18 protein-coding genes, 1 pseudogene and 1 riboswitch are annotated in these 19,784 nt (G+C 54.6%); of the genes and pseudogenes, 4 read left to right on the top strand and 15 right to left on the bottom strand.

Annotated elements, in window-relative coordinates; translation table 11 throughout:
- Position 1: 1 nt before the first annotated feature.
- The 5 genes from AB6T85_RS02515 to AB6T85_RS02495 all read right to left on the bottom strand — a co-directional run bounded on the left by AB6T85_RS02515 (position 2) and on the right by AB6T85_RS02495 (position 5,710).
- Positions 2–1,294: a lysine N(6)-hydroxylase/L-ornithine N(5)-oxygenase family protein gene (locus tag AB6T85_RS02515; protein ID WP_369894719.1), complete on the bottom strand. Its 1,293-nt coding sequence runs from the start codon at positions 1,292–1,294 to the stop codon at positions 2–4.
- 10 nt (positions 1,295–1,304) lie between these two features.
- Entirely contained in the window at positions 1,305–2,855 is a 1,551-nt protein-coding gene (locus AB6T85_RS02510; protein WP_301250819.1) for a pyridoxal phosphate-dependent decarboxylase family protein, read from the bottom strand.
- A gap of 538 nt (positions 2,856–3,393) precedes the next feature.
- Positions 3,394–3,570: a DUF2256 domain-containing protein gene (locus tag AB6T85_RS02505; protein WP_253454153.1), complete on the bottom strand. Its 177-nt coding sequence runs from the start codon at positions 3,568–3,570 to the stop codon at positions 3,394–3,396.
- A gap of 21 nt (positions 3,571–3,591) precedes the next feature.
- Positions 3,592–5,373, bottom strand: a complete 1,782-nt coding sequence (locus tag AB6T85_RS02500; protein ID WP_369894718.1) for an EAL domain-containing protein — start codon at positions 5,371–5,373, stop codon at positions 3,592–3,594.
- Between the two features lie 169 nt (positions 5,374–5,542).
- Complete coding sequence (locus AB6T85_RS02495; protein WP_301250817.1) at positions 5,543–5,710, bottom strand: hypothetical protein; 168 nt, start codon at positions 5,708–5,710, stop codon at positions 5,543–5,545.
- A gap of 334 nt (positions 5,711–6,044) precedes the next feature.
- Here AB6T85_RS02495 and AB6T85_RS02490 point away from each other — a divergent pair, with 334 nt between their 5' ends.
- Positions 6,045–6,785: an HPP family protein gene (locus tag AB6T85_RS02490; protein WP_253454148.1), complete on the top strand. Its 741-nt coding sequence runs from the start codon at positions 6,045–6,047 to the stop codon at positions 6,783–6,785.
- Positions 6,786–6,826: 41 nt separating this feature from the next.
- On the opposite strand, the pseudogene AB6T85_RS02485 reads toward AB6T85_RS02490, so the two are convergent.
- From AB6T85_RS02485 to AB6T85_RS02475, 3 genes and pseudogenes are all read right to left on the bottom strand, one after another.
- Positions 6,827–7,773 (bottom strand): annotated as a pseudogene (locus AB6T85_RS02485) (amidohydrolase).
- 238 nt (positions 7,774–8,011) lie between these two features.
- The gene (locus tag AB6T85_RS02480) at positions 8,012–8,329 is read right to left on the bottom strand and encodes a YdgH/BhsA/McbA family protein (RefSeq protein ID WP_253454144.1); all 318 of its coding nucleotides are present in this window, start codon (positions 8,327–8,329) and stop codon (positions 8,012–8,014) included.
- 229 nt (positions 8,330–8,558) lie between these two features.
- Complete coding sequence (locus tag AB6T85_RS02475; protein ID WP_253454142.1) at positions 8,559–9,482, bottom strand: LysR family transcriptional regulator; 924 nt, start codon at positions 9,480–9,482, stop codon at positions 8,559–8,561.
- 299 nt (positions 9,483–9,781) lie between these two features.
- Here AB6T85_RS02475 and AB6T85_RS02470 point away from each other — a divergent pair, with 299 nt between their 5' ends.
- Positions 9,782–10,747, top strand: coding sequence for an alpha/beta hydrolase (locus tag AB6T85_RS02470; protein WP_369894717.1), 966 nt, complete (start codon positions 9,782–9,784; stop codon positions 10,745–10,747).
- Positions 10,748–10,933: 186 nt separating this feature from the next.
- Positions 10,934–11,869 (top strand): Rpn family recombination-promoting nuclease/putative transposase, encoded by a 936-nt coding sequence (locus AB6T85_RS02465; RefSeq protein ID WP_369894716.1) that lies wholly within the window; start codon positions 10,934–10,936, stop codon positions 11,867–11,869.
- Between the two features lie 52 nt (positions 11,870–11,921).
- On the opposite strand, the gene AB6T85_RS02460 is transcribed toward AB6T85_RS02465, so the two are convergent.
- Positions 11,922–12,560: a LysE family transporter gene (locus AB6T85_RS02460; protein ID WP_253454136.1), complete on the bottom strand. Its 639-nt coding sequence runs from the start codon at positions 12,558–12,560 to the stop codon at positions 11,922–11,924.
- A gap of 128 nt (positions 12,561–12,688) precedes the next feature.
- Positions 12,689–14,074: an aminotransferase-like domain-containing protein gene (locus AB6T85_RS02455; RefSeq protein ID WP_253454134.1), complete on the bottom strand. Its 1,386-nt coding sequence runs from the start codon at positions 14,072–14,074 to the stop codon at positions 12,689–12,691.
- Positions 14,075–14,195: 121 nt separating this feature from the next.
- On the opposite strand from AB6T85_RS02455, the gene AB6T85_RS02450 reads away from it, so the two are divergent.
- Complete coding sequence (locus AB6T85_RS02450; RefSeq protein WP_369894715.1) at positions 14,196–15,056, top strand: DMT family transporter; 861 nt, start codon at positions 14,196–14,198, stop codon at positions 15,054–15,056.
- A 46-nt stretch (positions 15,057–15,102) separates the two neighbouring features.
- Here the strand turns inward: AB6T85_RS02450 and AB6T85_RS02445 are convergent, their stop codons facing one another.
- The 5 genes from AB6T85_RS02445 to AB6T85_RS02425 form a co-directional block, all read right to left on the bottom strand.
- Positions 15,103–16,323: a diguanylate phosphodiesterase gene (locus AB6T85_RS02445; protein ID WP_253454130.1), complete on the bottom strand. Its 1,221-nt coding sequence runs from the start codon at positions 16,321–16,323 to the stop codon at positions 15,103–15,105.
- A gap of 114 nt (positions 16,324–16,437) precedes the next feature.
- Positions 16,438–17,370, bottom strand: coding sequence for an ABC transporter substrate-binding protein (locus tag AB6T85_RS02440; protein WP_253454128.1), 933 nt, complete (start codon positions 17,368–17,370; stop codon positions 16,438–16,440).
- 19 nt (positions 17,371–17,389) lie between these two features.
- Entirely contained in the window at positions 17,390–18,136 is a 747-nt protein-coding gene (locus tag AB6T85_RS02435; RefSeq protein ID WP_369894714.1) for an ABC transporter permease, read from the bottom strand.
- On the bottom strand, positions 18,133–18,852 hold the full coding sequence (locus AB6T85_RS02430) for an ABC transporter ATP-binding protein (protein ID WP_301250808.1): 720 nt from the start codon (positions 18,850–18,852) through the stop codon (positions 18,133–18,135). Before AB6T85_RS02430 ends, AB6T85_RS02435 begins: the two co-directional genes overlap by 4 nt.
- On the bottom strand, positions 18,849–19,535 hold the full coding sequence (locus AB6T85_RS02425) for a TenA family protein (RefSeq protein ID WP_253454123.1): 687 nt from the start codon (positions 19,533–19,535) through the stop codon (positions 18,849–18,851). The genes AB6T85_RS02430 and AB6T85_RS02425 overlap by 4 nt, the downstream gene beginning before the upstream one ends.
- Positions 19,536–19,580: 45 nt before the next feature.
- Positions 19,581–19,683: riboswitch (TPP riboswitch) on the bottom strand.
- Positions 19,684–19,784: the final 101 nt, after the last annotated feature.

Below are 19,784 nucleotides of genomic sequence, written 5' to 3'. Positions count from 1 at the left end.
GTTATCGCTCCGTTTGTGCAGGAAAGGTCTGGAAGGCAATTTGCCGTTCGATCGGATAGACTTCTCGCCCGGTCAGCTCACGCAGCAAAACCGAGTTGCGATAGCAGGCCATACCCAGATCGGGCGTTACGAACCCATGGGTATGAAGCTCGGCGTTCTGCACAAAGATCTGGTTATGCTTATCGATACTGTAGTTGCGCTGAACATCATAACGACCCTTTTCATCCCAGCGCAGACGCTGAGTCACGCCTTCAAGAAACGCCGGCGGACGATACTGATAGCCGGTAGCCACAACCAACCCTTCGGTGCGCCGGGTAAATGTGCAATCCTGCTCCTGCTGATGCAGCGATAGTTCGAATTCTCCCTGCGGCAGCCAGCGCATATCCGTCAGCGCCGAGTGGGTAAACAGATTCACGTCCAGTTCGCCGTCAAGCTGCTTGATGTACAGCAGATCGTAAATGTCGTTGATAAGACTGCTGTTGATACCTTTATAGAGGTTCTTATGGCGGGCATTCAGTTCGTCGCGCTTGCCCTGCGGCAAATCATGGAAATAGTCTACCCATTCAGGCGAGGTCATCTCCAGCGTCAGTTTGGTATATTCCAGCGGATAAAAACGCGGCGCGCGGGTGATCCAGTTGAGCTGGTAACCAAAGCGATCGATTTCAGTGAGCAGATCGTAATAAATTTCTGCGGCGCTCTGTCCGCTGCCCAACACGGTTATCGAACGTTTTTTCTGCAGCTCTGCTTTGTTCAGCAGATATTCGCTGGAATGCGTAAGGCGCTGGCGGTGCGGAATACTACATTCGGGTAACCAGGCGGTAGGGCCCGTGCCAAGGATCAGACGGCGCGCGAACCATTCATGCCGTGTGCCGCTGCGGGTATCGGTGGCGGAAATACGGTAGGCGCCCGTTTCTTCGTCGTAGCTGACATAATCAACATGCGTATTCCAGCGCAGATTGCTGAGTCGCGAACAGGCCCACTGGCAGTACTGATTATACTCTTTGCGCATCAGGAAGAAGTCTTCCCGAATATAGAATGAGTATATCTTTCCTTTTTCCTTCATGTAGTTAAGCAAACTGTAAGGGCTGGTAGGATCGGCCAGGGTCACCAGATCGGCCATAAAGGGCGTTTGCAAATGCGCGTTTTCCAGCATCATGCCGGTGTGCCAGTCAAATCCCGGATTCCGATCGAGGAAGAAGCCGTTCAGGCCTTCAACCGGTTCACTAAGACAGGCCAGCCCCAGGTTGAAAGGGCCAATACCAATACCGATAAAATCGTAAACAGTCTTATTCATTTTAACGCTCTCACTGGTTTGCCGGGGTCAATAGAGAAAGCCGCATCTGCTCCCGCCCGTAATACGCAATCAGGCTGACCACGTCTTCGAGGTCAGCAGGGGTGGTGGTGGGATTTAACAGGGTAAATTTCAGATACTGACGTCCTTCTACTTTGGTACCGGCAACGACGGCATTTCCGGAACGGAACAGCGCCTTACGAATCGCTACATTAATGTCATCAATTTGTGCCTCGCTCATCGCTGACTCGGGAACGTAGCGGAAAATCTGCGTGGTCAACTCGGGCGCATGGAGCACCTCGATAGCGGGATGTTGGTTCAGCAGCTGATGGGCGATTTGCGTCAGGTTGATAATGCTGTCGAAAGCTTCGCCCAGCATGCGCGGCCCCATGATGCGCAGCGTCAGCCACATCTTCAGGGCATCGAAACGACGCGTAGTCTGAATGCTTTTATTGACCAGGTTTGGCGTGCCTTCCTGCTGGGCGCTTAACGGATTAAGGTAGTCAGCATGGTGGGTAACGTGCTTCAGATGTTTGCGGTTACGCACGAAGAAAGCGCCGCAGCTGACGCTTTGAAAGAACGATTTGTGATAGTCGACGGTCACCGAGTCGGCCTGTTCAATACCGTTCAGGCGGTGGCGATGATTTTCTGATACCAGCAGGCCGCAGCCATAGGCAGCGTCAACATGCATCCATAAGCCGTGATGTTGGCAAAGGCCCGCTATCTGCTGAAGCGGATCGATACTGCCAAAATCGGTGGTGCCGCTGGTGGCAACAACGGCGATCGGGATTAATCCCTGTTCATGGCAGCGCAGGATCTCCTGTTCAAGCTGTTTCGCGTCCATGCGGTAATGTGCATCGTAATCAACGGGGATAACGGCGTCATAACCCAATCCAAGGATCGCCATCGACTTTTGAATGCTGAAATGGCTGAGTTTTGAAGTGAATACTCGCCACTTAGCAGCATCTTCAGGCAGCCCCCGCTGTTTAATAAGGTGGCCGGGATGATGGGCTTCACACCAGCTGTCTCGTGCCAGTAGCATGGCCATCAAATTAGACTGGGTACCGCCGCTGGTAAAAATCCCATCCGATTCAGCAGGCAGGCCAATACGGCCCAGGGTCCAGTCAATAACTTTTTGCTCAATCAGCGTGCCGCCTGCGCTTTGATCCCAGGTATCTACCGAGCTGTTTACGGCGGCCATGATCTGCTCAGCCATAAGAGAAGGCATGACCAGCGGACAGTTGAGATGCGCCAGGTATTTAGGATGATGGAACCAGACAGCGTCACGGAGGTAGAGCTGGCTAAGCTCTGCCAGCGCCTCTTCGTTACTGCCCAGCGGGCGATCCAAATCGACCTCGCTGAACGCTGTGGCCAGCTCATGGGGAAGGATGCCGCTAAATGGCTTCTCAACGGCCTCCAGTGTTCTGGACATTAGCGCCAGCACGTCCTGGGTTTGCTGATTCCAGGCAGGCAGCTGCTGGTTATTGAAAATGTATTTTTCAGGGCTGCTAACATCACCGACAGCAGAAGAGGGGACTGATTGAGCGAATGAGCGTAAGACCATATTTAGTTCCTGTACTTTAAGACGCAAAGACTCTGCCTACGTTAACCAGGCAGGATTACCAGCTCGAAAATTCCAATAAAAATCAAGAGATGCAAAAAGGAGAAACACCTTAAAAAACAGGGAGTCATGCTTACTCGTTGTAAAGACAATATCCCGCGTGCAACCCATAGGTTAAATTACTGTTAACAGCTTTTGTTTGAATGCGATTATAAATAACAATCATTATCATTCAACATTTTTGGCGGTACAAATCACCCGTCTCACTATCTGATGCTAAAAGTGTGATGCAAATCACATTAAGCGGCGGCAAAAGACGAATTTTCTTAGGAATAATCTGAAGGGAAAGGGCCGGAAGGACGGTGAGGGATAAGGCCGTTTTGAACAATTCGGGCATAAGTGCACAGAGCATGCGACAAACGCAGCCTGGTACTGTCGAAATACACCTGGCAAAGCGGCGTGTTAAACGATCGGGCGAAAACGGAAAAAACCAGCGGGTGATACGAAGTCGGTCAGCGCGTTCGCAGCCGCTGAGCTGAGTTCAGGAATGTTCATCTTTGCGGGAGAGGGGGCGCTTCGCGTGTTGGCGGCAGCGTTCAGAACAATATTGCACCTCGTCCCAGCACTTCTCCCATTTTTTACGCCATGTCATTGGCTTATTACAATATTTGCAGAAACGCACCGGCAACGTTTTTTTATTGCCTTTAAATACTTTCATTTTTTCATCCGCTTTTACCGGTTAAGACGACTTGCCCAGATCGCGTAGCCGCCATTCCAGCCACTGATCCAGCTCTGCCTCTGGCAACGGCCTGGCATAAAAATAGTCCTGTTCCTGGTTACTGCCATATTCTGTTAACGCCGTATCCGCCTCCCCATTCTCCACCAGTACGGTGTAATCCAGCTCCTTCAGCATGGTTACAATACTGCGGGAAATGATCCGTGAAGAGGTATCCGAGGAAATATTTCGGATCAAAGATCGATCGATTTTTATTGCATCACGTGGCATACGTCGCAGATAGCTGATATTGCGGTAGCCTGTGACAAAATCATCCAGTGAAATACCAAACCCCCTGAGTTTTAACATTTCCATCCCACTCAGTGCCGCCGGGTTCTCAAGCATACGTTCGGTTTCGAGGCATTCAATGCCGAGCAGGGCATTAGGCAGTTTCTCTTTCAGCATTTTATTTTCCAGCATGGTAGCAAAGCCTTTATGCGAGAAGTCGCGTGCGCTGACATTAATGATTATCGGTAACTGAATATGGCTGTTTTTCAGTCTTGCCAGCCGGCTAATCACGCGATCTGTCATCCAGTTCGTCAGGACGGATAATAACTGCCCCTGTTCAGCCTGTGGGACAAAAAAAGCAGGAGAGAGCTCGCCCCGAGTGGGGTGGCGCCAGCGGATAAGCGCCTCCAGCCCGACAGGCTTACCGCTGTGCAGACAAATTCTGGGCTGCCAGGCCAGCCATAGCCCCTGGCCTTCCCGCAGCGCAGAAGCCAGATCGCTGATCAGCACAGGATCCTGCGTATGCCGTTCATTGACCACCTCAACAAAATGGAGCGATGACAAACCGCGTGCGATAGCTTCATGCAGCGCGCTGACTGCGCGGCGGAGTATCTCCTGGGCAGCGACCTCCCCTGGAATAAAGTCCGTCTCGCCCGTAAAAATTGTTAGCGCGATAGCAAGACCGTCGCCCAGATCGACGCTAATTCCCTCCAGCTTTTCGACGACCCGCTCAGCGCTGAGGTGGCTGCCCTGACGTGTCAACAGGGCAATACGGCCGGTGGCAACCGTATAAAGCCTGTCACCTGCTGCCAGCCTCAGACGGAGTGGCAGCAGCGTCGCCACATCTTTAAGCAGATTTTCTACCGGCCCCATGCCCATTGAGCGTGCAAGTTCGCAGGCGCGAGGCATATCAATACAGTCAATAATGATTAACCGACGCGACGTCTGATTCTCTGCTGCGGTCAGGTTTTGCAGATCCTGGATAAGGCGCTGACGATTAGGCAGAGCGGTAACCGGATCGGTAAAACTGGCGGAATTTAATGCTTCAAGGAAAGAGATCACCAGGGCAGCCAGCATTCTGAGCGTGGTAATTTGGCTGGCGCTAAAAGGATGGGGCTTCGTGTCGGTTACGCACAGCGTGCCGACCACAATCCCTTCGCTATTTTTTAGCGGCACGCCAGCGTAAAAGCGGATATACGGCGGCCCGATGACCAGAGAATGAGTGGCAAACCGAATATCGAGCAGGGTATCAGGCACCACAACCGGATTATCGCTGTCTACCACGTGACGACACAGCGACTCTTCGCGAGAAGAGTGTGACAGGGAAAAATTGTGGGAAGCGCGAACGTACTGAGTATCATCATCCAGTACGGAGATAAAGCTACCCGGAATGCCCAGCGTCTGGCTGGAAAGCTGAACAAATTTCCTGAGCACCTCATCCCTGCTTTCATCAGCGCTAAGGAGAGCCTGTAATGCACGGAGACGAGGGCCGTTATTGCTGTCACTGTTTATAATCATTGGGGCCTCAGCGCCAGCCTGACTCTGGTGCAAATTAAGCATTAAAATAAAGCGGGGAAAATATAACGACTTAGAAGTATATTGCCGCAAAAAAATAGATCTACTTTAAATCATAGCCCTGACAGGGGGTGTGTGTCACTTTTAATTTCTTTAATGAAAAAATCACGCCTTATCGATATAACAATTGAATCACAGGTGTCTTTTCCTTTTTTTCTCGGGCAATTGAAAAAAAAGAGATGCCGTTTGATTTAAAATCTGAGGCAGGCGCTTTTGCTCTGGGAAATGCCAGAATTACCGTGGTTTTAACATTACCGGCAATAAAATTCATTTTTAACACCGCGACTCCGGCTGGGTAATTTTTCTATTTTTTGTGGGTACATCCGGCAGGCCTTAGGGCACGCTAAGTCAGGCATAGCAGATGCGTACAATAACCAAGGAAAAAGGGAATTTTATCAATCAGGCTAATCAATAACCGGCCAGGCTGGGAGTATAAGGCCAAATTCTGATTACATCGTTATCGTTTTGGGACCAGTGTCGATCCCAGCGACGCCTACGCTGCGGCCAGCAAGGGCCCTGAACGCCAGAGGATTGGCAAAAGATCGGGCATTGTGTTTCGCCGTAAATTCAGAGACTATTCGCGCGCCGTTTTTATCAGATAAGATATCGCCTGCATGATAACTATTTCTCAAATAAAGCATTTTATAAAAAGATTCTGGCCGCGCCCGGTGGTAGTGGCACCCCGCCAGATAATCCTTTCCAGCCTGGGGGCTTTCACCGGTTTGCTGTTCGCCAGCCTGTTCAGCCACTGGACGCTGGGCGAAGTTAACGTCTGGTTTATTGCGCCAATGGGTGCCTCCGCCGTTCTGCTGTTTGCTGCATCTAACAGCCCGCTGGCTCAGCCATGGTCAGTAATAGGTGGTAATTTTGTATCAGCATTAACCGGCCTGACCGTCGCGCACTATATTGAACAGCCCGTGATTGGGGCTGCACTCGCTGCTGGCCTGTCCGTGGTGCTGATGTTTAAGCTGCGCTGTCTTCATCCCCCGGGCGGCGCAATAGCGTTGACTGCAGTGATGGGCAGCCACGCGGCAGGAATGAGTGGCTACCATTTCGCTTTTGTCCCGGTGCTGCTTAATTCAGTCTCGCTGACGTTTGTGGCCATCCTTTTCAATAATCTGATCGGTCGTCGTTACCCGCATACGCTTTCTGCCGCTGAAACCTTGCCAAAACCCGTACAGATGGATGTGGCCATTTCACGGCAGGATCTGCACGAAGCGTTAATGAAAGGGGAGTTCCTTGATATAGATGAAGAGGATCTACAGCAGGTGTTACAACAGGCCGAAAACATTGCGTTAGCTCGCCAGGCAGGAAAAATGGTGATCCACCAGGCTGCTTCAGAAAGAAAAAGCTAAGCATCGGCCATCCTCTTTGTTTGACAGGCTGAGCTGAATTCTCAGGCTGTCACTCCCGCTTCTGCCGCCAGCGTTTTGCCGGCCGTAAACGCCAGCCTGGCCAGATAACGAGCCGCCGGAAAGAGGGCGTTATCATCAACGCGAAATTCAGGATGATGCAGTGGCCAGGGGCCGCCGGAGCCGACCATCACAAAGGCGCCAGGGATCCGCTGCTGATAGAAAGCAAAATCTTCGCCTATCGGGCTGGCCGCAACGGTACGCGCTTCCAGCCCGCTGGCGCTGGCCTGTTCAAGCGCGAAAGCCGCCCAGCGCGCGTCGTTGCTAACCGAAGGCGGCCCCGGCTGCCAGTCCAGGCTGAGTTCTGCATTAAACGAGACGGCCAGGCCGCTAAGCAGCTGGCGCAAGCGGCGTTCGAGCAGGGCGCGGCTTTCGGCGTTAAAGGTGCGCACCGTGCCCTCCAGCCATGCCTCTGCCGGGATCACGTTCCAGGTCGTGCCGCTGTGGATCTGCGTTACGGAAACCACGGCGTTTTGCTCGGAGGGGAGATTGCGGGCGATCAGCGTTTGCAGAGCGGTAATCAGCTGGCCGGCAATCACGATCGGATCGTTGCCTTCATGCGGGCGCGCGGCGTGGCTGCCCGTGCCGGTAATGCGGATGGCGAAACGGTCAACGCCTGCGGTCAGCGCGCCCGCTTTGCAACCCACCACGCCGACCGGCAGGCCTGGGTCGTTGTGCAGGCCGAAAGGTCGGTCTGTTCCTCAATCGGCAAAGCATCGATATCGCCGCGTACCACCACCAGCGGGCCTGGCCGATCGCCGCGAATTTCCGCAACCAGGCCTGTCGCCAGCGGCAGATCCAGCACGGTAATATCGTGGTTAGCCAGCTGCTCGCGCAGATAAGCCGTGGTGGCGACTTCCTGACCCGAAAGTTCAGGGAATCGATGCAGATGGTGGCGTACCTGGTGCAGATAATTTACAAGTTGCGTCATAATGCTCTCCCGGTTAGCCAGCGACTCTGTAGGACGGGACTTCATTTATGGCGTTGCCCCTGGCGCGCCAGGCTGCGGCGCCGCTTATTTAGCGGCTAAAAATGCGCCGCGCCGGCTGAGATAACAGCCGCCCCGTCAGGCTGGCCAGAAAGCCTACCAGCCTTCAGGAGATTGCCATAGTTGGATTCCGGTAAAGCACACTCGCTATTCAGAAAATGCAGACCTCGGCACGATCCGTTTAAAGCGCCGCGTTATCAACGATCTGTCTGTCGCTGATGTTATACAGCGTGGCGGTGGCAGCCAGCACCGACTGCGTCTCCTGGCCCGGCTTATGGGATTCCACATGGGTAATATGGTAACCGACCGCGCCTGCGGCCAGCGCCTTTTGCACCAGCGCGTCGTGGAGATCTTCCAGCGAGGTTGCCCAGCTGACTTCCGTTACGCCGAAAGGCGCGATCGAGGCTTTTTCCCGCTGAGACAGGCCTGAGCGAACCAGCACCGGCTCGATCGATTTCGCTGAAAAAATAGAGAGCACATCCTGAACTAACGCTTTCATAACTTCACTCCTCATTAAGGTCGCCCGTGGTGCACAGTGTTACGCATTTGGATTTAATGTTAATAAAAAGTAAACCTCAGAAGCTATACAACGCCTTTCCGCCACGTTGTATTTAGCTATTGCTGCTAATCAGGCGTGGAGAAATCTTCGTTCACATTTAAAGGCGATCCGCAGGAAGTTATTTGCATTCCATTACATGTGCCAGGGCCAGCGCGGCGAACGGGCTGCGCTAACCCTGAGGCGATCCGCTGGCAGGTCTACGCTTTCGGCTTACCCGAAGTGCATCGACTACCAGAGAGAAGGCGGGTGAAGGCTGTTTCCGGCTGGGATAATAGAGGTAGTAGCCGGGAAAAGGCCTGCACCACTGCTCCAGCACACGGATCAACCGTCCCTCTTCAATATGATTGCCGAACTCTTCTTCGGGTAAAAAAGCGATGCCAAGTCCTGCCAGCGCTGCGGCAACAATGTGTTCAGAAGTATTGAAAATAAGCTGGCCGCTGACGCGTACGTTCAAATCGCCGCCGTCCTGATCGAAGTCCCAGACGTATAGCCCGCCAGAGCGAACCATACGCTGGTTAATGCAGGCGTGCTGCGTGAGATCATGAGGCGTTTCGGGAAGAGGGTAACGTGTAAAATACTCCGGCGTTGCCACTGCGGCCATGCGTAGCTCAGGGCCGATGGGTACCGCGATCATATCTTTATCTATGGTATCGCCAAGCCGCACGCCCGCATCGAACCGATCTGTGACAATGTCACGAAATCCGTGATTGGCATCAAATTCGAGGGTGATGTCAGGATACTGGCGCAGCAGCGGCGTCAGCTTTGGCAGTAGCGTACTGTGCAAAACGTTGGGACCGCAGGTAATGCGAACCGTGCCTGCTGGCTTATCGCGCATCTCGGTAAGCATATCCAGTTCGGCTTCGATTTCATCGATACGGTTACCTATGGTCAGCAGTAAACGCTCGCCGGCCACCGTTGGCGAGACGCTACGGGTCGTACGCGTAAGCAGGCGAATTTGCATACGCTCCTCAAGTGCGGAAATCGCCTGGCTGAGAGCAGGCTGAGTCACGCCCAGTCTCGCGGCGGCGCGGGTAAAGCTCTTTTCACGCGCGACGGTAACAAAATAGAGTAGGTCGTTCAGGTTGCGTTTCATCAGGTGCAGATCTCAATCATTGATAAGCTGTAGTTATAAACCTATTAAGCATTCATTAGCTAGTAATGCTGTGCGCCACCTGTAAAATTTCCTCAGGCCAGCATTGAGAACGAATCAACGCCGCGTTTTTCTGTGCTATTCCCGCGAGTCGTTTTTAATCCTGATGACTATAAAGCGTTTTGGCGATAGCGGCTTGCTTCATGTAAATATTAATAAAAGCTATTGAGGACTCTCCAGTGAGAATATTAACCTTGTTATTAGGGCTGGCAATCAGCTCGTTTGCTGCAACCGGAGCCGATATGTCTGACGGCGCAGATAACTTTTATAAAAGCGATAAGGTTACCCATCAAAAGGTGATTTTTAAAAATCAGTATCAAATGAACGTGGTCGGTAATTTATTTATGCCGAAAGGGATGAAGCAGGCAAGTAAAAATCCGGCTATCGTTATTGGTCATCCTATGGGCGCGGTAAAAGAACAAAGCTCAACTCTTTACGCCCAAAAACTGGCGGAGCAGGGATTCGTCACGCTGGCGATAGACCTCTCTTTTTGGGGCGAAAGCGAGGGGAAACCCGGCCATCTGATTTCTCCGGAAATCTATTCGGATGATTTTAGCGCCGCCGTCGATTATTTAAGTACGCAACCCTATATTAATGCAGAAAAAATTGGCGTGCTGGGGATTTGCGGCAGCGGCAGCTTTGTTATCAACGCGGCCAAAATAGACCCGCGTATGAAGGCCATCGCGACGGTCAGCATGTATGACATGGGGGCCGCTTTCCGTAATGGATTGCAGCATGCCGTAACGCCTGAACAGCGCCAGGCATTTATCAAAACGGCAACGGAACAGCGTCTTGCTGAATTTAAAGGCGGAGAAGCGGTCTATATTCCAGGTACGGTGAACAAGCTTGACGATACAACGTCTGCTATTCAACGGGAATTCTTCGATTTCTACCGCACATCACGCGGTGGTTATACGCCGGAGGGCGAGAAAGAAGCGCTGACGACAAAACCGATGCTGAGCAGCATCGGAAAGTTTATGAACTTCTATCCGTTCAATGATATTGACACCATTTCGCCACGTCCGATGCTGTTTATTACCGGCGATAAAGCGCATTCCAAAGAATTTAGCGAAGATGCCTACCAGCGTGCCGGACAACCGAAAGAATTATATATCGTACCGGGCGCGGGCCATGTCGATCTGTATGACCGTACCGATCTTATCCCATTTGCTAAGCTGACCTCATTCTTTAAAAATGCCTTAAAATAATATCTGAAGCCGCATCCTGAAGGGTGCGGCCAGGCATCCCGCTAAGGTTAACCGCTAATTCAGCGCTAAAATCCGTAACACGTTATCGTAAAGCATTGAAAATTATAATAAAAATATCTTTATTTTGTTTTTATCCTGTGCCAGCATTTGCCTGAATTTTCATCATAACGGCACAGGATGGCCCCAATGCAAAACAGTACGCCTACACCGCACGACGCAATCTTTAAAACGTTTCTGTCCAACACGCTCCACGCTCAGGATTTTCTGGAGCTGCATCTGCCTGAGGAACTGCGTGAAATCTGCGATCTGGACACGCTCAGGCTGGAGTCGGGCAGCTTTGTTGAAGACGATCTGCGAGCCTGCTACAGCGATATCCTTTACTCACTTAAAACCACCCGTGGCGACGGCTACGCCTATATATTAATCGAACATCAAAGCTCGCCAGACAGAATGATGCCTTTTCGTCTGCTTCGCTACGCTATTGCGGCCATGCAGCGGCATATGGACGCCGGTCATAAAATGTTGCCGCTGGTAATACCGGTGCTGTTTTACCAGGGCGGCCGCTCGCCTTATCCTTACAGCATGAGCTGGCTGGATCTCTTTAGTGAACCCAGGCTGGCAGCAAAACTCTACGGCGGCCGTTTTCCGCTGGTGGATATTACCGTTATCCCGGATGATGAAATTTTAAAGCACCGCCGGGTGGCGCTGCTGACGCTGCTGCAAAAACATATTCGCATTCGCGACCTGCATGATTTGTTTAATGAAATAACCCAGCTGATGCAGAGCGACGAACTGAGCGGACAACAGCAGGCCGCACTGATAAACTATATGATTCAGGCAGGAGAGACGCCCGATGTAAAAGGATTTCTCCACGAACTGGCACAGGCACTGCCGCAGCATAAGGATGAACTGATGACCATAGCAAAAAGACTTGAAGAGATGGGCAGGGAACAGGGATTACAGGTGGGACTTGAACAAGGCCGCAGTCTGGGACATCAGGACGGCGAGCGCGAAGCCAGCCTGAAAATCGCCCGCACCATGCTGGAAAAAGGATTCGATCGCGCAGCCGTGATGGAAGTGACCGGACTGTCAGAGGACGATCTTCGGCAAATTAAGCACTAACTTTCCTGCTTCCAGCTCCGCCGCCGGCAGCTTACCGGCGGCGTTGTACTGTTCAGACAATAATAAACTCGCGATAGCCCGAAATAATCACGTAAACCGCGAAATAGCTGAAGATTATGGCAGAGGCCATATAGGAATATTTCAGCAGACGAGCACCCAGCAGCCTGCCGCCGAAGCTGCCTACCAGACATAAAACGCAGGTCCAGAAGACGCCCGCCAGGAAAAAACCGCTCAGAAACCAGCCCGAATCCGTTGTGCTGTGCTGCCCCATACGAGAAATCAGCGCGCCGCCGACGGTTGCGAACCACAGGATTGCCGTGGGGGAGGACATAGCCAGCAGCACGCCGCGGCCAAACTCGTTGCGTAGCGGCCTGGCCTGCTGCGGCTCGTCAGTACGCAGTTCACCCTGACGACGAAACGCGGCCAGCGCCATTTTCAGCGCGAACCACAGCAGCATCGCGCCGCCGCCAATCCACAGTACCCAGCGCACCGCGGCAAACTGTAACAGCACCGTCATACCGGCCAGCGCCAGCAGCGCGTACGCCAGGTCGCCCACACAGGTGCCGATCCCAAGCCAGAAGCCATGAAAATAGCCGCGCTGCATGGCCAGCGTGATCATAGCGATATTGGCGATGCCGATATCCAGGCAGAGCGACAGGCTGAGAAAAAAACCGCTGGAAAATTGCATCACGAAAGCGTTCCTTATAGCCGATCCGCGGCCGTCATCAGACGGTGTAAAGCATGATTGCTCAACAGAAACAAAGTATCCTGGTTATTCATAGCGTTAAAAGGAAAAGTTGCGCCGCGAAGGAAAGTCAATCAACCCTGCTTAAGCGCACGTTTCAGCGCGGAGAAGATGGCAGGATCATTACACTGTGAGACATTAAAGCGCAAAAAATCCGCTGCCGAACCGGATTGACTGAACGCGTTACCGGGCGCCAGCACGACGCCTTCTTTTAAGCAGGCGCGTGACGCCCGTGCGGCATCGGCACCTTCAGGTAGACGGCACCAGAGGAACATACCGGCCTGTGGCGTATGCCAGGGCAGGATATCCAGCGCCGCCAGCTTTTCCAGCGTGGTTTGCATCGCTACCGCCAGCCGTAACCGTACCGATTCCATATGGCGTCGATAGCCGCTGCCTGTCAGCGCGCTGTGCAGCAGCATTGAGGCAAGCTGACCGCCGCCGAAGCTGGTAGCAATTTTCAAATCGACAAGGCTGTCCGTCCAGTCTCGCCGGGCGACAATATAGCCGCAGCGCACCGCCGCCGAAACCGTTTTGGAAAAGCTGCCGATTTGAATAACGTTATGTAAACCGTCATACGCCGCCAGTCTTGGCGCGGGATGGGTTTCAAAATCGGCAAAGATATCATCTTCCACAATAATCAGCCCGGCCGCTTCCGCAAGCTTAAGCATCTGATGGGCAACCACTGGCGTAAGCGATACGCCAGTAGGATTATGGATACCTGCATTAGTGATATAAAGCCGGGGAGCGTGGTTTTGCAGGATTTGGGCAAACGCCGTCAGATCTGGCCCCTGCGGCGTGAACGGCACGCCGACGATCTTTACCGGGTGAGCGCGAAGCAGCGCGTGAAAATTGAAATAGCAGGGATCGTCAACCAGCACGCAGTCTCCCGGCTGGAGTAAAAAACGGCAGATCAAATCTACGGCCTGGGTGCCTGATTCGGTCAGCATGATCTGATCTGCCGTCGCGGTAATCCCCGTTTTCGCCAGCTTGCGGCCTAAAAACTGGCGTAGCTCTGCGTGCCCATAGGGCGAGGCGTAGTCGGTCAGTAGCGCGCTCTGCGCTCGTGCCGCCATGCGCATCGCTTTGCGTACGCCTTCTTCGTACAGCCATGAGGGTGGCAGCCAGCCGCAGCCGGGCTTAAGCAGCTGTGGATCCGCCTCCAGCGCCTGGCGCGATATCCATAAAGGATCGATATCGCGCTCTTTATCGGCCGTCAGCTGCGTTAAATCAAGCGGAGCCGCCGGGCCTGATACAAAAAAACCGGCGCCGGGCCGGGCCGCAATGAGGTTTTCAGCGGCCAGCCGTTCATAAGCTTCCACTACGGTAGAAACCGACACGCCAGAAAGGCGCGCCTGCTGGCGCACGGAGGGCAAGCGCGCGCCGGGAAGATAAGCGCGGGCGGCTATCTGTTTGCGCACCTGCTCCATTACCGAAGCGATACGTGTCTGGCTACGCGGCATGGCGTTCCTCACGCCTGTACTGCATTCACAGCCAGTACAGTTCAGATTAATTGTACTGGATTGTATCTGGCGTAAGCGATCCTGCCAATGCTTAACTGAGCGAAGTCCAACGGGAGAAAGCATGAAAAATAAAGCGAACGGCTGGCTTAGCGGGCTGGCGGGTGTGGTGATTTTTGCCGGATCGCTACCGGCAACGCGGCTGGCGGTGGCAGACTTCACGCCGCTGTTTTTAACTTCTTCGCGCGCCAGCCTTGCGGCGGTGGCGGCACTGCTGCTGCTGGCGCTCGGTCGTCAACGAATGCCGCAGCGTGCGGATCTGTTTTCGCTTATGGTGGTTGCTATGGGCGTAGTGATAGGTTTTCCGCTGCTGACGGCTTTTGCGCTGCAGGACGTTTCCGCCGCTCATTCGCTTATGTACCTTGGGCTGTTGCCGCTCTGTACTGCCGCCTTTGGCGTGGTTCGCGGCGAGCGCAGGCCGCAGCCCGCTTTCTGGCTATTTTCGCTGGCTGGCGGCGCTGTTGTGGCGAGCTACGCGCTGGCCGCTAAAGAAAGTCATGCTTCATGGCAGGATTTACTGACCATAGCGGCCGTGATCGTCTGCGGCGCGGGCTATGCGGAAGGCGCTCGTGTGGCGCGCGGACTGGGCGGTTGGCAAACTATTGCCTGGGCGTTAGCACTGGCTCTTCCGGTAGCGCTGCCCATTGCTGCGCTGACCTGGCCAGCTTCGTTCCAGGCGGTGACGTTTTCCGCATGGATGGGATTAGGCTACGTCTCGCTGTTCAGCATGCTGATCGGCTTTATTTTTTGGTATCACGGCCTGGCGAAGGGCGGCACGGCGGCGATAGGGCAGCTGCAGCTGCTGCAACCTTTTATCGGCTTTGGTTTTGCGGCACTGTTTCTGCACGAAAGCATCAGCGGCGTAATGCTGGCATGCGCTTTGGCCGCGCTGGGCTGCGTGGCGGGCGCAAAAAAATTTGCCTGAGGGTGAACGAACCGGCGGCATGGGCTGCCGGTTCGCAGGCCGAAGGTTAATCGTTTTCGAGTTTTTCCGGCCAGGCCACGACAGGGAAAGCGTTCAGCGTGGACGGCGCGAACAGCGCGCCCTGGAAGTTGCAAATGCCTGCCGACTCCAACCACATCCACTCTTCGGGCTTGTTAACGCCTTCGGCAATCACGGCGATCTGCAAAGAGGAGCAAAATTTCAAAATCGCCTGCACGATAGCCTGTTTCGGGCCGCTTTTATGCACGTCGGCAATGATGTTGCGATCGATTTTGATTTTGTCAGGCTGAAACTGGGTCAGCAGCACCAGCCCGGCAGAACCGGCGCCAAAGCCATCAATCGCCAGGCTGATACCGGAAGCCTTGAGTTTTTTAATCGCCGCCTCGAATTCGTCCGCGCGGAATACCGTGCCGTTCTCCGTGACCTCAACAACGATTTGCTCAGGCACCAGCCCGTTAGCATGGATCGCCTCCAGCAGGAAATCGACCGCATCCGGCACAATCGCCAGCGACATCGGCAGCAGGTTGATCGACAGCGTCAGGCCATTAATGCCCAGCTGCTTCGCCATCGCAAAAACGTGCTGTTTGGATTTAAGATCGACGCTATACCTTTCACTGCGCGGCAGCCCGGCGAGATAATCGGCCGCCGACATGCCCGACGTTGGGCGCATAACGGCCTCAAGCGACACGATCTGGCGGGAAAGCGGATCGATAATCGGCTGAAAAGCGAAGCTGTAGTCGGCCGTGGCCGAGGGAACGGCCTCGCGGGGCAGCGCTTCCTCGCGATCGACAACGAACTCCCAGGAGTCGCCCGGCGGGATCTCAAAATAGTTTTCCCGTTCGGTGGCGTCGACAAACACGCGCAGGAACTGCAATGCGCGATCGTCGTAAGTCAGCTGATACTTAGAGGTGCCTTTATCGAGCACGGCCTGCAGCACGTTTTCCGGGTCGTATTCACGCAGGTCGAACAGTTCCATGCCGACATTGCCAAAACGTCTGGCGGGCGCGTAATCGCGCATCAGTTCTACCAGATTATGGTGCCGGGGATCGTTGCAGATCTCCTCATAGATAGCGGTCACAGCGTCCTCCGGGCCCTCCAGCACCTGGAAAAAGTGGGTGCCGTTGAACAATAAAATGCCCGTCACGCTGTGTGATTCGTTGACCTGATTGGCTTGTTCGGCCAGTTTCCCCAACGTCTTATACGCGACGTCATCGGAAATATGGCTACGATAGATGATGGTTGACAGCATGGGGGCTTCCAGATTTTTCGCTATTTTATGCATACCTTACCAGATGCCTTTGCGGTGTTGTCCAGCGCAATTTGAAATCGATTAAAATTCAGCTTGTGGCGTCAGCCCGCGAGCTTACTGGATTTCGACGACGTAGTCGTTAACCGGCGTAATTTTTTTAATCAGCCCATGGTTAAAAAGAAAAGTTTCATACTGCCGATAGCGCTGGCGATCCAGGCGGGCCGGGTCGCGGGCAAACAGCGGCAGCGTTTTTACCCATGCCTGTCTGTTCAGCCCGGTGTTCAGCTCAGGATGCAATTTAGCGAATGCCCGCCAGCTTTCTTCAGGATGGGCCTGCAAGTAGTCGTTGCCCTGCTTGAGCGCTATCAGGAACTTTTTGATAGCGGGTTTGTTCAGGCTATCGCGATTCGCCACCAGAATTAGCTCATCATAGGCCGGCACGCCGTAGTCCTCGACGTTGAACACCACGGGATCTTTGCCCTGAAGCTTCACTTCCAGCGCTTCAATATTACGGTAGCCGCCGATGACCGCATCAACTTTGCCGGTCAGCAACGCGCTGGTCAGCTGAAAATTGACGTTAACCAGCTTAACGTCGCTGAGTTGCCGCTGGTCGTGCTGCAGCATAGCGGCGAGCGTGGCCTGTTCGATGCCGCTGACGGAATACCCCACCGTTTTCCCTTGCAGGTCTGCCGGAGAATGCACGCTTTTATCAAGCGTAATCAGCGTGTTGAGCGGGGAATCAATCAGCGTGCCGACGCGTACCAGCGGTAAGCCCTGGTCGGCAAAAAAGTGCAGCTGTGGCTGATAGGTCACCGCCAGATCCACCTTACCGGCCGCGACCAGACGTGGCGGCAACGCCGGATCGGAAGGCGGAATAATCGTCACATCCAGCCCCTGAGCCTTAAACGCGCCAGTCTGCTGCGCCACCATAATCGGCGCGTGATCGGGATTAACATACCAGTCCAGCATCAGCGTCAGCTTTTGCGCCGCGCTGGTGAAAGGAGATAACGTTGCTACCACCAGCCCACAAACTAAAGCTTTTTTCATTATCTTGTCCTTACGGTGATTAACGCTCCGGCGACCAGCGGATCAGGCGGCGCAGCAGGATATCGGTACTCAGCCAGAGCGCAATCGTCATGGCTACCAGCACAAACAGGGCGGCGAAGCAGAGATCGCTCTGCATTCGCGCGTTAGCATTCAGCATTACAAACCCCAATCCTTCGGCGGAGCCCACCCATTCGCCGACAATCGCACCAATGGGCGCGACGGCGACCGCCATCCGCAGCCCTGAGCCAAAGGCCGGCAGCGCCGCCATCAGCCGCACATGCCGCAGCTGCGAAGCGGAAGAGGCACCCATCGTGCGCGCCAGATCCAGATAGTCCTGTTCGACCCGCCGTAAGCCATCAAAAAAAGCGGAGGCAACCGGGAAAAAAATCACCAGGATCGCCATCACAATTTTGGCGCTGATGCCAAAGCCAAACCAGAGCACCAGCAGCGGCGCCAGCGCAAACACGGGGATCGCCTGGCTGGTCAATACCAGCGGCATCAGCCAGCGTTGCAGGCCGGGCGAAAAGGTCATCAGCAGCGCCAGCAGGGCGCCGAGCAGCACGCCCGCGATAAGCCCGCCGGCGATTTCAGTAGCGGTAATAAGCGTGTGGTAAGCGAGATAGCCAGCGTTATCCCGCATAGCCGCAGCCACGGCGATGGGCGAGGGCAACAGAAAAGCCGGGATGCTGCCAAGCGTGGCCAGCTGCCACAGCGCCATCAGCCCGACAAATACCGTGACGCCACGGCGTATCGTTGCTGCATTCATGCCATGTCCTCTGTCAGCTGGCGCATAAGCTGCGCCTGGCTACGCAATAAATTGGGATCGTCGGGCGCTCGCGGCGGCTGACCAGCCAGCTCAGGAAGCTCGCTAAGCCCGGCAGCAGAAAGGATCAGCAGGCGATGACTGAGGCGACAGGCTTCTACTGGATCGTGCGTAATCAGCAGCACGGTGCAGTCGGCCAGCAGCTCTGCGGCCAGCGCCTGAATTTGGGCGCGGGTAATGGCATCAAGAGCGGAAAAGGGTTCATCCATTAGCACAATGGGCCGTCGCTCGTACAAGGTCCGGGCGAGCGCGACACGCTGACGCATCCCGCCCGACAGCGTGGCGGGCAGCGCGCCGGCATTGCCAGCCAGGCCCACGCGTTCAAGCAGATGTTCTGCCCATTGTCTGTCAGCTTTCTCGCCGCGTAAACGCGCACCCAGCGCGACATTGTCGATCGCGCTAAGCCACGGATAGAGCAGATCCCGCTGTCCCATCCAGGCGATGCGTCCGGCAACCGGCAGCCCATCGCTACCCAGCACCGATCCTGTCGAGGGTGCAAGCAGCCCCGCAATGATCTTCAGCAGGCTGCTTTTACCGACGCCGCTGGGGCCAAGCAGAGAAGTAAAGCGGCCACCTGCCAGCGTAAAGCTCAGCTGCTTAAATAACGTACGATCGCTAAAATGCAGGCTGACCGCCTTCACCTCTATACCCGGCGTCATCGCGCTTCCGGCGTAGCGCAGGCAGCATCAAGCCCCATCTGCCAGAATGCCGTTTCCAGCCGTGTCGCGGTGGCGAATATTCCCGCCAGCGCCTCAAAGCGGCTCGCGCCGCCGCGCTGGGCGGCCAGGTTTTCAAACAGCGTCAGCGAAGCCTGCACGCCGCTCAGGTAAAGCGGAGCGCCATAGTTTTCAATCCACGGCGCGTAGGGATTGCCGGTCAATACGGTTTGCGTATCGTTCAGCAAGCCGACGCCGATCTCGGCATAGCCAGCCACGCAGGGCATCAGGGCGGTCAACAGATCGAGCGCGTCGCCCGCGTGACCAATATCCAGCACATAGCGGGTATAATTTAGCGTTTCTGGCGCCTCGGTTTCCGCCGCCATCGCCTTCCCGGTCAGGCCCCACTGCGCGCAGTAGCGCACGTGGAGCGGCAGTTCGTCGACGATGGCGTTCAGCGAGCGGATTGCCGCACGCATCTCCGGCAGCGTTTGAAATTTGCTGACCAGCAGCGCGTAGGCGCGGGCAAAATGGATAAGGAACAGATAGTCCTGGATAAGGTAACGGCGAAAAGCCGACGCAGGCAGGGTGCCGTCAGCCAGCTGGCGAACAAAAGGGTGATGGATATAGTGCAGCCAGCGATCGCCGGTCTGTTGACGCAGCCGTCCGTAGAAACCGTCAAACACGGAACCTCCTCAATACTTGAGATCCGGTCAGGCGCGGGAACGTGCGTTATCTGGCTCAGCCGTCCCTTCGCTGGCATGACCCAGATCAGGTTCAAAGGGTTCGGCTTGCGCCATCTCAGCCCGTAACAGGACACCCCTCGGTGCGTATTGTTATACGGTATTTACTTTCTGTTTACAATGCGCAGGCTCAGCACCATTGTGGATTCAGGTCGCTGGCCGCTATGGGTTATTAATAGCGCCATTCGGTAA

Source organism: Erwinia aeris (assembly GCF_041224955.1).
Lineage (GTDB): Bacteria > Pseudomonadota > Gammaproteobacteria > Enterobacterales > Enterobacteriaceae > Erwinia > Erwinia aeris.
This window is presented reverse-complemented; position numbering and strand designations above follow the sequence as displayed.

Bases quoted from the DNA above. Each gene is read 5' to 3' on its own strand.
- AB6T85_RS02440 (WP_253454128.1), bottom strand. From the start codon at position 17,370: ATGAAAAAAGCTTTAGTTTGTGGGCTGGTGGTAGCAACGTTATCTCCT.
- AB6T85_RS02505 (WP_253454153.1), bottom strand. From the start codon at position 3,570: ATGAAAGTATTTAAAGGCAATAAAAAAACGTTGCCGGTGCGTTTCTGC.
- AB6T85_RS02515 (WP_369894719.1), bottom strand. From the start codon at position 1,294: ATGAATAAGACTGTTTACGATTTTATCGGTATTGGTATTGGCCCTTTC.
- AB6T85_RS02510 (WP_301250819.1), bottom strand. From the start codon at position 2,855: ATGGTCTTACGCTCATTCGCTCAATCAGTCCCCTCTTCTGCTGTCGGT.
- AB6T85_RS02465 (WP_369894716.1), top strand. From the start codon at position 10,934: ATGCAAAACAGTACGCCTACACCGCACGACGCAATCTTTAAAACGTTT.
- AB6T85_RS02475 (WP_253454142.1), bottom strand. From the start codon at position 9,482: ATGAAACGCAACCTGAACGACCTACTCTATTTTGTTACCGTCGCGCGT.
- AB6T85_RS02455 (WP_253454134.1), bottom strand. From the start codon at position 14,074: ATGCCGCGTAGCCAGACACGTATCGCTTCGGTAATGGAGCAGGTGCGC.
- AB6T85_RS02500 (WP_369894718.1), bottom strand. From the start codon at position 5,373: ATGATTATAAACAGTGACAGCAATAACGGCCCTCGTCTCCGTGCATTA.
- AB6T85_RS02450 (WP_369894715.1), top strand. From the start codon at position 14,196: ATGAAAAATAAAGCGAACGGCTGGCTTAGCGGGCTGGCGGGTGTGGTG.
- AB6T85_RS02445 (WP_253454130.1), bottom strand. From the start codon at position 16,323: ATGCTGTCAACCATCATCTATCGTAGCCATATTTCCGATGACGTCGCG.
- AB6T85_RS02470 (WP_369894717.1), top strand. From the start codon at position 9,782: ATGTCTGACGGCGCAGATAACTTTTATAAAAGCGATAAGGTTACCCAT.
- AB6T85_RS02480 (WP_253454144.1), bottom strand. From the start codon at position 8,329: ATGAAAGCGTTAGTTCAGGATGTGCTCTCTATTTTTTCAGCGAAATCG.
- AB6T85_RS02435 (WP_369894714.1), bottom strand. From the start codon at position 18,136: ATGAATGCAGCAACGATACGCCGTGGCGTCACGGTATTTGTCGGGCTG.
- AB6T85_RS02490 (WP_253454148.1), top strand. From the start codon at position 6,045: ATGATAACTATTTCTCAAATAAAGCATTTTATAAAAAGATTCTGGCCG.
- AB6T85_RS02430 (WP_301250808.1), bottom strand. From the start codon at position 18,852: ATGACGCCGGGTATAGAGGTGAAGGCGGTCAGCCTGCATTTTAGCGAT.